The sequence below is a fragment of the Amycolatopsis sp. NPDC104775 genome, from assembly GCF_055583325.1.
The window spans coordinates 54,553-67,133 of sequence record NZ_JBVJOE010000019.1 but is presented as its reverse complement, the minus strand read 5'-3'; the positions used below and the strand labels follow the sequence as shown (position 1 = coordinate 67,133).

The 12,581-nt window shown below is 68.2% G+C and carries 10 protein-coding genes, 1 tRNA gene and 1 pseudogene; 7 read left to right on the top strand and 5 right to left on the bottom strand.

What is annotated here, in order from left to right; translation table 11 throughout:
- The first annotated feature begins 899 nt into the window (after positions 1–899).
- Positions 900–973: transfer RNA gene (locus ACZ63D_RS41660), tRNA-Arg, on the top strand.
- An 878-nt stretch (positions 974–1,851) separates the two neighbouring features.
- Here the strand turns inward: ACZ63D_RS41660 and ACZ63D_RS41655 are convergent.
- Positions 1,852–2,367 (bottom strand): hypothetical protein, encoded by a 516-nt coding sequence (locus tag ACZ63D_RS41655; protein ID WP_465359846.1) that lies wholly within the window; start codon positions 2,365–2,367, stop codon positions 1,852–1,854.
- A gap of 29 nt (positions 2,368–2,396) precedes the next feature.
- On the bottom strand, positions 2,397–3,596 hold the full coding sequence (locus ACZ63D_RS41650) for a citrate/2-methylcitrate synthase (RefSeq protein WP_465359845.1): 1,200 nt from the start codon (positions 3,594–3,596) through the stop codon (positions 2,397–2,399).
- 64 nt (positions 3,597–3,660) lie between these two features.
- On the opposite strand from ACZ63D_RS41650, the gene ACZ63D_RS41645 reads away from it, so the two are divergent.
- A complete protein-coding gene (locus tag ACZ63D_RS41645; protein ID WP_465359844.1) occupies positions 3,661–4,869 on the top strand; it encodes an MFS transporter in 1,209 nt (402 codons plus the stop codon).
- Positions 4,870–5,044: 175 nt separating this feature from the next.
- Here the strand turns inward: ACZ63D_RS41645 and ACZ63D_RS41640 are convergent, their stop codons facing one another.
- Complete coding sequence (locus tag ACZ63D_RS41640) at positions 5,045–5,770, bottom strand: GbsR/MarR family transcriptional regulator (RefSeq protein WP_465359843.1); 726 nt, start codon at positions 5,768–5,770, stop codon at positions 5,045–5,047.
- A 186-nt stretch (positions 5,771–5,956) separates the two neighbouring features.
- Between ACZ63D_RS41640 and ACZ63D_RS41635 the strand changes: the two genes are divergently transcribed.
- The gene (locus ACZ63D_RS41635; protein WP_465359842.1) at positions 5,957–7,570 is read left to right on the top strand and encodes a CocE/NonD family hydrolase; all 1,614 of its coding nucleotides are present in this window, start codon (positions 5,957–5,959) and stop codon (positions 7,568–7,570) included.
- Entirely contained in the window at positions 7,567–8,391 is an 825-nt protein-coding gene (locus tag ACZ63D_RS41630; protein ID WP_465359841.1) for an oxidoreductase, read from the top strand. The genes ACZ63D_RS41635 and ACZ63D_RS41630 overlap by 4 nt, the downstream gene beginning before the upstream one ends.
- A gap of 162 nt (positions 8,392–8,553) precedes the next feature.
- Here ACZ63D_RS41630 and ACZ63D_RS41625 read toward each other — a convergent pair whose 3' ends face one another.
- A complete protein-coding gene (locus tag ACZ63D_RS41625; RefSeq protein WP_465359840.1) occupies positions 8,554–10,500 on the bottom strand; it encodes an NPCBM/NEW2 domain-containing protein in 1,947 nt (648 codons plus the stop codon).
- A gap of 498 nt (positions 10,501–10,998) precedes the next feature.
- Here ACZ63D_RS41625 and ACZ63D_RS41620 point away from each other — a divergent pair.
- Positions 10,999–11,118: pseudogene (locus tag ACZ63D_RS41620) on the top strand (nucleotidyltransferase domain-containing protein); the annotation flags it as partial.
- 24 nt (positions 11,119–11,142) lie between these two features.
- Here ACZ63D_RS41620 and ACZ63D_RS41615 read toward each other — a convergent pair.
- Positions 11,143–11,328 (bottom strand): hypothetical protein, encoded by a 186-nt coding sequence (locus tag ACZ63D_RS41615; protein WP_465359848.1) that lies wholly within the window; start codon positions 11,326–11,328, stop codon positions 11,143–11,145.
- Here ACZ63D_RS41615 and ACZ63D_RS41610 point away from each other — a divergent pair.
- Together ACZ63D_RS41610 and ACZ63D_RS41605 are read left to right on the top strand one after the other, a co-directional pair.
- Entirely contained in the window at positions 11,321–11,539 is a 219-nt protein-coding gene (locus ACZ63D_RS41610; RefSeq protein WP_465359847.1) for a hypothetical protein, read from the top strand. The genes ACZ63D_RS41615 and ACZ63D_RS41610 overlap by 8 nt on opposite strands.
- 63 nt (positions 11,540–11,602) lie before the next feature.
- Positions 11,603–12,580 (top strand): RNA polymerase subunit sigma-70, encoded by a 978-nt coding sequence (locus tag ACZ63D_RS41605; RefSeq protein WP_465359839.1) that lies wholly within the window; start codon positions 11,603–11,605, stop codon positions 12,578–12,580.
- Position 12,581 lies beyond the last annotated feature (1 nt).

Sequence of the window (12,581 nt, the reverse complement as noted above, 5' to 3'; positions counted from 1 at the left end):
TGCGCTAAGGGGGGGGGGGAACCACCCCAAAAACACGCAAAAACCAACGCCCCCCCCCCCCCCCCCCCCCCCCCCCCCCCCCCCCCCCCCCCCCCCCCGGGCCGCACCCCCGAGCGGTCCCGGCCCGTGGGCGCGCAGCCCGCAACCCTCGCGCCCACGGGCCCCTGACCCCTCGCCTCCCGCTCCCGGCCCCGACCTGGGGGCGGGAGGCGAGGCCCGGGTCCCGCCGCGGTCCGGCGGGGCGGGTGCCCGCGGTGGCCTAGCTGGATCGCGGTGGCCCAGATCCGGGTGCCTGCCATGGCCCAGCTGTATAGAGCACGAGCCTTCTAATCTCCAGGTCGCAGGTTCGAGTTCTGCCGGTGCCCACCTCGTGCCAGCTCCGGGTGACCAGTCCCCTGCCACCCACCGATCCGCTTCGCCTCGCGCCGATATCTGCCTGGCCCGCCCCCACCTCGCGTCAGGTCCGCTCGCGGGCCTGCCCCTGTTGCACGCCGCTCGCCGGACCACGCCCGCAAGTGGTCCGCCCCCGCCGCTGGTGGGACGTCTTGAAGCCTGACCGCAACCGCCGAACCGCCCAATCGTTCCCGCCCAGGCCAGAGGGCTTACATCACAAGATCGCCACAGTCTGCCCAGCCTCCCCGCCCCTGATCCCAACCCCGCCCGCACCTCTGCCCAGGAGTTCCGCGTGTCCAAGCTGCACAAACCGCCGCCCGCTCGGCATGCCCGCCCGCACGCCCGCGCGGTGCGTACCGGGACCGTCGCACGCTGTGGCATTCCGCCGCCGGAGAGCCGCAAATCCGACGAACGGAAGCTGAAACGATTCGACGGTGTCGAACGATCGAGAGATTGGCGATGACTAAGCTGCCCATGCCGGAGGTCAGCAGCGGTCAGCCACCCGGGCCCTCGTAGCTCAGCTGGATAGAGCAAGAGCCTTCTAATCTCTAGGTCGCAGGTTCGAGTCCTGCCGGGGGCACAACCGGCCTGGTCAGGGGAATCCCTGGCCAGGCCAGGCCGAACCACACGAGGCGACGGCCCGTAGCCGGTCCACTTTTCCCGCATCTTTCGCGGGTGCGACCGAGGCGTCCCCACCCCGCGGAACCCCGCCCGAGCCGCTGCTCCCGCCTCCCCACCTGGCCGGGACGCCTTCGTGACCTTGCCCTCAGCCCGCCCACTTCAGGAACGCCCCATGCCCGACCACGCCCACCCCAGCCGACGAACACGAAATGGAACCACCCGAGCCCTCTTCGAGGAATCCCGCCGCGCCGGTCTCGTCCAACGACACCTCCGCAAACTCCACCACCTCGCCCGGCACCCACACCCACCGGCGGCAAGCACACCGCCCCTACCCGCACAACCCAGCCAGCCGACCCGAGCGCGGCGGTCACCACAACAACTCACCCTCGGCATCGACCTCGCCCACCGGCCCGCGACACCGCCGCGCCAGCCGTCCACAAAGACCACCGCATCGGAGGAAGCCGCCTAGCTGTCAACCAAAGCTGGTTCCCGCTCACCCTGATTGCAGAACTGTCGGCTCTCCGACACTTCGCCGGAAGCGTTGGCCACGGCGATCCTCGCCCGCGCGTACGACGGTTCGGTTCCTCACCTCCCCGCGAGCCGCCTTCCGGTCGCGCTCACCTCGGGGCAGGCATAACTTGCTGCACGCCGGAGCAGGCAACAATCCCATCCGCTCCGGCCAACCCGGCCGCGCGGCAGTCAAGCTCGGTGAGGACGACAGCGCTCGGAGCAAGCTGAACGCGAAATTCTGGATCGACCCGGCAGTCGCCTCGACTCGGGCGCAGTCGCGTCCCGCCATCTGCGAAATGCCGCCCGCTGCCAGAGCCTGCGCAACGCTCAGCAGAAGGTCTCGCCGTGAGGCGAACCGATCTCCTTCGAGCGAGCTCGAGCCTCGTGCCTGATTCGCTTCGTGACTCCCGAAGAAGCGAGATACTTGAGCGCTTGCCGATCGGAGCACACTTTCGCCGCGCGCAACTGCAGCCATGGCGACCAGCTTTCCATCGAAGTCAGCTCGCCAGGATCGCCCGACCCTGAAACCAGGGCGTCAAGAACCGAGAGGTCCGCCATTCTCGCGCTGACGAAATCTCGTGACTTACCGGCAGGGAGCGCGCTAACCACCTGCTCCCGAAGGACCTCCGGAACTTTCTCAAGACAGCTCAAGGCAACCGACGTCGCCATCGCCTTGTCTGGCTCACGGCCGATCAATGAGATCAGCTGATCAATCCTGAAAGGAGACCGCATCGCCATGGAATAGACACGCCAGCGAGCGTGCCCGCTTTCGAACGAGGTCGCTTCCAGTCCTATCTCGTGCGCCAAATTTCGCAACTCGCGCACAAAATCACCTTCGAGCATCGCCAGGCGACCTCTACTTTGCGGCCCTCTCAACGGCCACGACGTCGCGGTCCAATGTAGACCGCCCGAGGCCGTATCCGCGACGGTCGTTCGTAGGCTTCGGCCGCGTGAGCGAGCCAGCCTGCTGTCCTGGCTACGACCACTAAACCCATCGCAGCTTCTTCGGGCCAGCCATGGAGCCAAGTCAGTGCGCCGAGCGCGAAATCGATATTGGGTTTGGGCTGGCCGCTATGGTTCGCCGATTCCAGCACCGACTGCACGAGGTCCAGACCGTCGCTTCCCGTGTGGACACTTTCCAGTGCGGCCAGCAGATGCGGGGCGCGGGGGTCGGAATCGGTATACACCGGGTGCCCGAAACCCGGCAACGCCTCTGCGCGTCGATCGGCTGGCGCGATAGCGGGTAGTCCTTCGTCCGCGCATCGTTGCAGCATTCGGTGGACCTCCCGGGCGGTCCCGCCGTGGTCGACGGCGCGCATGGTTTGGATTCCGATGTCCACGACGGCATAGGGATCCGCGCCTGAGGTGGCGGCGACGCGGGACGCGAAGGTGGACGCTGTGAGTTCGTGATCGGCCAGCAGGCGCAGGGCCAGGTCGACCGGAGCTGGCGGAAGAGTGTCGGCACGGGTCATCCGGGCGGTGATGGTCGCGGCGACCGATCCTGGGCCCGGTAGCGGATCGGGGTGCGCCGCGATCACTGAGGCCATGGCCGGGATGAGTCGTCTGCCGACGTCGGCGATGGCGCTCGGTCCGAGGTCGTGCCGCGCCGGGTCCAGCATGCCGAGGACCGATGTCACCGCGCTCATCCGGTCGAGCAGCCCCGCGGAGTCGGGTAGCGAGGCGAGCACGCAGGTGATCTCCGGCCGGTCCGCGCTCGGCCAGCGGACCGGGCCAGACGGCAACTCAGCGGTCCAGAGCAGCTCGGCGACGTCCTCGAAACTCCGGTCCAGCAAGTTCTCGATCGGATAACCGCGAAACGCCAGCGCACCTGTCGGCCGGAGGTCGGTGACAGCGGTCTCGACCCGGATCTCGACCTGCCCGGCCCGCTCTCGTTTCGCCGTCCGGGCGGCGAGAGCCTCGACTTGGGCTCGTTCGTACCGGGAGCGACGGCCGCCACCGCCGCGCACGGGCCACGAGGTCAGGACGCCCCGGCTCGCGTAGGCGTAGAGGGTGCGCATGGTGACGCCCAGCCGATCCGCGGCCTCGGCCGCGGTCATCCACTCGCCGTCCATGCCTGGACCATAGTGCAGTTAATCAACATTGACAACGTTGATTCATCTTGGGCACAGTCAATCCATGGCCAAAACGAACACGGGCTCGAGAAAGGTGCGCGGCGGACTCGGGCCACGTTTTCTCGGCTTATGGTGTTCGACCGCGCTCTCTGACACCGGAAACGGAATTTTCCTTACCGGCTCGACGCTTTTCGCCATCCACACCTTGAAGAGCCCTGGGCTCGTCGGGCTTTTGCTCACCCTGGCGACCATTCCCTGGCTCGTCGCGGCCATCCCCGCGGGAATCGTGGTCGATCGCATGGACCGGCACCGCGTGATCCAAATCGCCAACCTCGCACGCGCGGGAATCATGCTCGGCGTCGGTGCCACCGGGCATATTTCCGCTGTAATTCTTGTCGTCGCTGTTTTTACCGCGGGGGTGCTCCAAACTTTTGTCGACAGTGCGGCAGAGGCACTCGTCCCCGAACTTGTCGACCTCGATCGGCTCTCGGACGCGAATGGCGCGCTGTCGGTGTCGACCCGGGTTTTCTACCAGTTCCTCGGGCCTCCCCTCGCCGGTCTGGTTTACGGGCTCTGGCCATCGGCGTCACCCCTGCTCGCAGGCGTGCTCTGCGGGGTCTCGACGTTGTGCATCGCGGCGGTGCGGCAGCCGTGGCCGAACCGGCTCGGCGAGCGGAGCAAAACCGACCTCCGGAGCGGCTTGCGGGTCGTGCGCCGGAGCCGGATTCTGCAAGCCGCTATCGCCATCAGCTGCCTCACCAGCATCGCCAACGGCATCTATCTGACCGCCTTCGCCGTCTACGCCAATTCCGGCACCGGCCTCGGCCTCACGCCCGCGGCGTATGGGGTGCTCACCGGCCTCGTCGGCGCCGGAGCGGGAGCGGGAGCGTATCTCACCGGCCGGGCCGAGCGGTTGTTCGGGGTCGTCGCCACCATGCGACTCACCCGGGTCGGCTGGGCTTTGCTGTTTCTCAGCCCATTACTGCGCTCTCCCTGGCTGATCGCGCCCGTCATGATCGTAGGAAGCGCGTTCGGGGCGATGTGGGCTGTCCAGGCGATGAACTTGCGCCAGCTCGCCACCAAGCCGGGGCAGCGAGCCCAAGTCCTGGGAGTCTTTCGAGCCCTGACTTACGGAGCCACGCCGCTCGGGAGCCTTGTCTCCACCACGTTCCACAACACCGTCAGCAGTCAAATTCTGCTCGGCGCGGCAGCGGCTCTCACAGTGACCACCATTGCCCTGGTGCCCACCCGCGAGGTACGCGACGGGCGATAGCCAAGGCTGTGGCTCACCTCCCGACGCTAGTCAGGAGGTCCCAGCAGACAGCTCAGGCCGATTCTCGAGCGGCAAACTATTGCCAGCAAGGAAGATCGGGCTTTCCGGCGAGGCTGTCGACCACTACTCACGGCTCTGAGCCCATGAACAATCTCCTCCCGCACCCCGCTCAGCCTCAATCCTGTCGTCGCCGCGACGTCGACCGGCCAGCCGCAGCCATGACTCCGAGGTCAGCACGCCTGCGTTGCGCAGCAGCGGTCATATCCTCGGCAAGCAGGCGATAAAACCGCGCCGCGCCGCGTAGGCGGGTGCCGACCGGGGTGCGGTCTCCGAGCAGGTCGGCGCCTTGTTCGGCGGTGTCGGCCCATCTGGTGATCGATCGGGTGCTGGCCTCCCAGGCGCGGTACCAGACCTCGTCGTCGACCAGGTAGCGCTCGCGGCGGGTCGACGGGTGGCGTTCTCGTTGGACGAGTTCCAGCTTCTCCAGGTACGCGATCGCCTTGGAGACCGAGGCCGGGCTGACCTCCAGCCGCTCCACGAGTTCGGCGGCGGTGGTGGCGGCGGAGTCGGTGGTCAGCAGGCAGGCGAGCACTCGCGCGGGCATGCTCGGCAGGCCGGTCTCGATCATCATCGCGGCGAAGTCCGCGACGAAGGCGTCCGCCTTCCCGCGATCGGTTCGGTCCGGTTCCCGCGCTGCCGAGGTGCGGTGGGCTCGGTGCAGGGTGGCCTGGTGGGCACCGTCCGGGTCGTAGCCGTGCGGTCCGCCGTTGCGTCCTACCTCGCGGCTGATCGTCGAGGTCGGCCGGGCGAGCCTGCGCGCGATCTCGGCATAACCGAGTCCGTCGGCGAGCCATGCGGCAATGTGCCTGCGGTCTTCGATGGTCAGCCGGGCGCCGGGCATGAGGGCCCTCCTGTCTTCTCGGTCACAGCGTGTGCGACCGGTGCCGTCGTTGCAACGAATTTACTGGACGCGAACAGCCCACGCGGTTCGTCGGGTCATTGCAACGAAGCATAACCACTTTCCACCAAGGGGTTATCTCGCGCGATTGCGTTGACCGCTGCGGAAAGCGGTCGTAGCTTTCGTCCCGTGGAAACGATAACCAGCCGGGTGGTCTCGCGCCTGTTAGGACCCCCGGCACCGACTGGCGGCTATACCGCGGAACTCGATCTGCGGATTCCGATGCGCGACGGCGTCGAGTTGCTCGCCGACCATTACGCACCGGCCGGGGACGCGGCGGGCACCGTGCTGGTGCGTTCGCCGTACGGGTGGCGAGGGGTGAATTCGGCGCTCTACCGCGCCCAGTTCGCCGCACACGGCTACCACCTGTTGCTGGTTCGCTGCCGAGGAACCTTCGGTTCCGGCGGGACGTGGCAGCCGTGGCGGAACGAGATCGACGACGGTGCGGACACCGTGGCGTGGCTGCGCTCCCAGCCGTGGTTCGGCGGCAAGCTGGCCACCGTCGGCAACTCCTACCTCGGGTGGACGCAGTGGGCGCTGCTGATGGATCCGCCGCCGGAGCTGGTCACGGCGGTCATTCAGACCGCGCCGCACGACTTCGGTGAAACCGCGTACTCAGGCGGTGCGTTCAATCTGGCCGACTGGCTGGGCTGGAGCGATCAGTTGGCGCACCAGGAGGACACCGGTTCCCTGCGCGCGCTGCTGCGCATGATCACCGCCGACCGGCGGCAGGCGCCAGCACTGTCCGCGCTGCCGACAGCCAACGCCGCCGAACGGCTCTGCGCTGGACGGGCGCCGTGGTGGCGGGACTGGGTCAGCGTGCGCGATCTCGACGATCCGTTCTGGACGCCCATGAGGCTGGGCGCGGCGCTGGACCGGACACGGATTCCGGTGTTGCTGCAGAGCGGGTGGCAGGACGTCTTCCTGCGCCAGACCAAGCAGCAGTACGACGCCTTGCGGGCACGAGGGATCGAGGTGGGACTGGCCATCGGCCCGTGGACGCATCGGCAGGCCGGAGTCCAGTCGATGCTCTCCAGGCAAGCGCTCGCCTGGGTGGACCGCCATCTGAAAGGCACGGAAAGCGAACCGGCGGCGGTGCGGGCCTACGTCACCGGCGCGGACCAGTGGCGCGAGTTTCCCCGGTGGCCGGACGGAGATGCGGACCTCGTGCTCCACCCGTTGCCGGGCGGCGGGCTCGGCGAGCAGCGCCCGTCCGCGGACGCCCAGCCCGCCCGGTTCACCGCCGACCCTGCCGACCCGGCGCCAAGCATCGGCGGGCGTCTGCTCGGGCCTGCGGGCGGTTACCGGGACGACAGCGCGCTGGCCCGCCGCGCCGACGTGCTCGCCTTCACCGGCGCACCGCTCACGGAACCAGTCGAGGTCACCGGCGTTCCGTGGGCAGAACTGACCCACCACACCGACAACCCGGAGGCCGACTTGTTCGTGCGCATCAGCGAAGTGGACAGCAAAGGCAGGTCGCGCAATGTCAGCGACGGCTACTGCCGCCTCTCCCCAGGACGGCCCGACGGACCGGTCCGCGTCGAACTCGACCCGATCGCGCACCGATTCGCGGCAGGCAACCGGATCCGGCTGTTGATCGCCGGCGCGGCGCACCCGCGCTGGGAACGCAACCTCGGCACCGGCGACGATCCGGCCACCTCCACCAGGCTCGCCGTCTCGCACCGGTCGATCGACCTGGCCGGGTCCGCGCTGCACCTGCCGGTGCGAGGAGGTGCGCGATGAAGGTGTGCCTGGTCACCGGCGCGTCGTCCGGAATCGGCCTGGCGACCGCGCTCGAACTGCGCAACGCGGGTCACACGGTCTACGGTACCGCCCGCCGTGTGCACCGGATGGAGCCGTTGCGCGCCGCCGGCGGGCACGTGCTGAAGATGGACGCCCGCGAACCCCAGGACCTTGATCGCGCGGTCGGCGCCGTGCTGGCCGAACAGGGCCGGATCGACGTGCTGGTCAACAATGCGGGCACCGTTCTGCACGGCGCCGCCGAGGACGTGCCGCTGGATCTGGCGCGGGATCAGCTCGAGGTGAACCTGTTCGCGCCTGCCCGGCTCGTGCAGCTCGTGCTGTCCGCGATGCGCGAGCAGCGGTCGGGAACGATCGTCTCCATGTCCTCGATCGGCGGCGAGATCTCTTTGCCGCTGGGCGCTTGGTATTACGCGGCCAAGCACGCGCTCGAAGCGTATTCCGACACGCTGCGGATGGAGGTCGCCCCGTTCGGCATCAACGTGGTCATCGTCCAGCCTGGCATCATCCGGACCGAGTTCGAGGACCAGACCGCCGCGCAGCTTCGCGAATTCTCCGGCCGCGGCGCCTACCGGGACATGGCCGAGGCAATGGCAAAGCGCGCGGAAACAGGGCTGGCCGACGGCTCCGATCCCACCGTGGTGGCGCAAGCGGTCCGCACCGCGGTGGAAGCCGACCGTCCGGCCACCCGCTACGCCGTCGGCTGGCAGGCCGAAACGCTGCTGAAACTGAACCGGACGCTCCCCGACCGCGAGTTCGACGACCTCGTCACGCGAGGCATCTCCTCGGATCCCCGGCAGTGACCTGATTCAGGAACGCCGTACTTGCCGGAGTCGTGACCGAGACCCGAGAGGGCACCGAGCGAAACCGTTGCAGGCCAACCAAATCGGGTGTCGAGCCAGAGGCGGGGCGCGGCCGGTTGGCCACACCCCGCCTCCAGGACAGTCAGCCCGCGACCCGACCGGTCAGCAGGTGATGACCGCGTCCGCCCAGTCCGCGTGGTCGTTGGTGTTCCCGTCTCCGGCGTCGGTGACCCGCAGGTCGGCCACCGCGACGCCGGCCAGATCCGCGGTCACCGGGACGGCCGTGTCGCCGTGGTGCAGAACGCCGGTCGTCGCGAGCCGTTTCCCGTCGCCCCACACTTCGAAGGTGACGGAGCCGCCGTTGGACTCGTCGTCGATGCCAGTCTTGGCGGCGAAGGCGCGGCAGCCACCGCCGAGGAAGACCCGCACCGACGAAGTCGCGTGCGCACCGAGCCCAGTCGGGTAGCGGACACCGGCGATGGCGATCGGACGCCCGTCGCCCGCCGCGGTTTCGCCGTTGCTCATGTCGCGTTCCACCGGTCCCCAGCCGTTGCTGCTGGACACGAACGGCAGTGCGGAGACCTGCGACTGCCCGGCTGGCGGAGCGGTGGCCACCACCACTGGCGCGGAGGCGGTCCTAGTCACGGTTTGCCCGGCGACGCTGAAAGTCGCCGACGCGCTCAGGGCCAGTGAACCCGCGGGCTGGGCGCCGCGCGGACGGATCGTCCACTGATGCGTCCACGTGCTCTTCGTTCGCGGCACCGAGACGGTCGACCCGTTGTCGACCGTCCAGCCGGACGGAACCGTCAGCTGTGCCGAACCTCCTTGCAGCGCAGGCGATCCGTCGTCGTGCAGGGTCGTCGTCACCGTGAACGGACGATCGGTCGCGGTGACATCCGGCGCGCTGAGCGCCAACGTGGTCAGCGGCGTCCGGGCGCCGCCGCCCGGCCACACCCGATACACGACTGCTCCGTGCGACGCGACCGTTCCGTGCAGTGTGCCGTTGCTGCTGCTCTCCTCGCCCGACCACAAATCCCGTACGCGGTACTGCCCCGCGTGCCGGATCCCGAGATCAGCCGCTCGCAGGGCGACGTCGGCCGGGGCGTTGCCCCGGTTGAACAAGACGGCGGCCGCGGACCCGTCGGACATCGGCTTGGCCCACACCTCGACGTCGCCGTCGTCGCGGATCCTGCGGCCCTGCTGGCCGCCCCAGTCCTGGTCGACCGCGATCAGGTCCTTGTTCTTGAGGATCTTCGCCGTCGCCGGAGCCATCGACCGCACGTCGTTGCCCGCGATCAGCGGCGCGTTCAGCAGCGCCCACAAGGAAAAGTGCGCGCGGTACTCGGCGTCGGTCATGTGGCCGTTGCCGACCTCGAGCATGTCGGGGTCGTTCCACGCGTTCGGTCCCGAATACTTCTCCAGGCCCGCCTGCTGGTCCAGGATGCCTGTGAAACTGTTCCAGCTGTCGTTGATGTCGCCGGTCGTGCGCCACAGCTCGCCGTATCGCGCGCCCCACTGCCAGGGCTGGTTCGAGCCCCACTCGCAGATCGACAGGACGATCGGACGCCCGCTCGCCCGCAGCGCGTCCGACATCGCCTGGTAGCGCTGGGTCGCCGGACGGCCCTCGTTGTTGCAGTTGTCGTACTTGAGGTAGTCCACGCCCCACTGCGCGAACTTGCGCGCGTCGGCGGTCTCGTGGTCGAGGCTCGCCGGGAATCCGGCGCACGTCTTGGTGCCCGCCGACGAGTAGATGCCCAGCTTGAGCCCGCGGGCATGAGCGTAATCGGCGAGCGCCGCGATGCCGTGCGGGAACCGCTTCGGGTCGGACTGCAGGTCGCCGTTCGCGTCGCGCTCCGGGGCCATCCAGCAGTCGTCGATGTTGAGGTACCGGTAACCCGCGTCGCGCAGGCCCTCGGCGACCATCGCGTCGGCAGTTTGCCGGATCAGGTTCTCGTCGATCTGGCAGCCGAACTTGTTCCAGCTGTTCCAGCCCATCGGCGGCGCGGGAAGCAGATTCTGCCCCGGCACGGCGGACGCCGGCGGGCTCAGCGCCACCGCCAGAGCCGAAAACACGACGCCGGACAGCAGCCCGGCCAAGACTCGACGCATCTCGTCACCTCGCTGTGAGTGGATTGAACTCGATCAAGCCCAGCGCGCTGGCCCGCGGCGGTGCGGCGCGCTGCGGGAAGGGGATTGCTTTGGCGGCGTCAAGAGAATAGAACCCAGTACATCGAACAAAGTCAACCCTGAACGGACACAAGTACACACGAACGTCCCACAACCAACGGAGGGCGAGCTGAGCGGTCCGTACTCCCGAGCGTGCGTGGAGAACTTGCCCATCCTGCGCTGTGACTAGGCGAAATGAGTGACCTGGGGTTGACCGTGACCGGCTGGACTCCTCTGAGTCGTTCACCGGCGTCGGATGACGTCACAGGCACATCAAACAACACCACACATCATCGGACGTTCCGGAGACCTACCTTCGATCGACGGAGGTGCTGGCACGTCGTCACGTCGACTGGCTCTCCGCATCCCCTCGGTTTCTGACCGCTTCCCGCGGCGGCAAAGGAGAATCGTGCCGAGCTTCCCCACTCCCTTCATCGTCACGTGCTCGACGAAATCGTCACCGAACTCAAGGCGGATCCCGGTGTGCGCGGAGCGATGCTGGGCGGTTCGGCGGCCCGCGGCACCGCGCGGGTCGATTCCGATCTCGACGTGCTGGTGGTGGTTACTACGCCGGACCACGGCGCCTCATGGCGTTCCCGCGGCCGTCCGGTGTCCGTCGACTTCCTTGTGCACACTGCCGATCAATGGCGGAAGCGTTTCGCTCCCGACCGCGTCGGCGACGAATCCTGGGGCTATGCGTTTCTCGACGGCATCGTCCTGCACGACCCCGAGGGCATCGTCGCCCAACTGGGCGGCGGCGGTGATGATCAACGACCTGCTCCGCACGGCCTGGGCCGTCAACGACTTGCCCCATCCCTCTCTCGATCTGGGCGCTGTTCAGCGGCATTTGGACGACCTCACGGTTCCCGACGACGTCTCGTCCCGAATCCGTGCCATTCTCCGTGCGTCACCGAAAGAGTCGCTGCGGCTGCAACTCGACCTGATCGGCGCGCTCGAAACACATCTCGGGCAGAACCGATGAGAAATCCCCCGCCGAGCCGTCAGTTCTGGCGACCCCCTCGACCCGGTGGAAGGATTGACGACCATGACCGACGCTAGGCCGCTGAGCACCGACGAGTCGGAGTTCCGCTCAGGCGACGCGGCGCGGTTCGCGGAGCTTACGGAACGCCACCGGCGCGAACTGCTGGTGCACTGCTACCGGATGCTCGCGAATTTCGAGGACGCCCAAGACCTGACGCAGGAAACGTTCCTGCGAGCCTGGCGCAAGCGGGAGTCGTTCAACGGCCATGCCGCGCTGCGGACCTGGTTGTACCGGATAGCGACCAACGCCTGCCTCGACTTCCTGGACAAGCGCAAGGACCGGCCGCTGGATCCGGGCTCCGAGCTGCCGTACCTGCAGCCCTACCCGGATCGGATGCTTCCCGTGGACCCGCAGGAGTCGGTGGTGGTGCGGGAGACGATCGAGCTGGCGTTCATCATCGCTGTCCAGCATCTGCCGCCGCGGCAGCGGGCGGTGTTCGTCGTGCGGGACGTCCTCGGCTGGCCGGCGTCGAGGGCCGCCGAGGTGCTCGAATTGAGCGTGGCGTCGGTGACCAGTGCGCTGCAACGAGCGCGGGTGACGATGCGCGGGCAACTGCCCGGCCGCCGCCTCGACTGGCGTAGTTCGGCTGCGCACGAGCTGTCGAGCGACGAGCGCGAGGTGGTGAAGTCGTACATCGACGCACACGAGCGCAACGACATCGACGGCCTGATGTCCTTGCTGCGCAACGACTTGCGCTTCGCGATGCTGCCCGATCCGGGCACTGTGAGCAGGACAGCCAAGGACGCGGTGGACGGCTGGGTCTCCGCCGGGCTTTTCCAGCACGGTTACGACGACTGGCGCTGTCTCGCCACGACGGTCAACCTCATGCCCGCCGCCGTCCTCTATCTCCGCGCTCCCGGCGACTCGGCGTACCGGCTGACGAACCTGGCGGTTCTGCACATCGCGGACGGGAAGATCGCCGAGCTCACCGGATTCGACGTCACCGCGAAACCGTGGCTCGGCTTTCCGCCGGTGCTGTGAG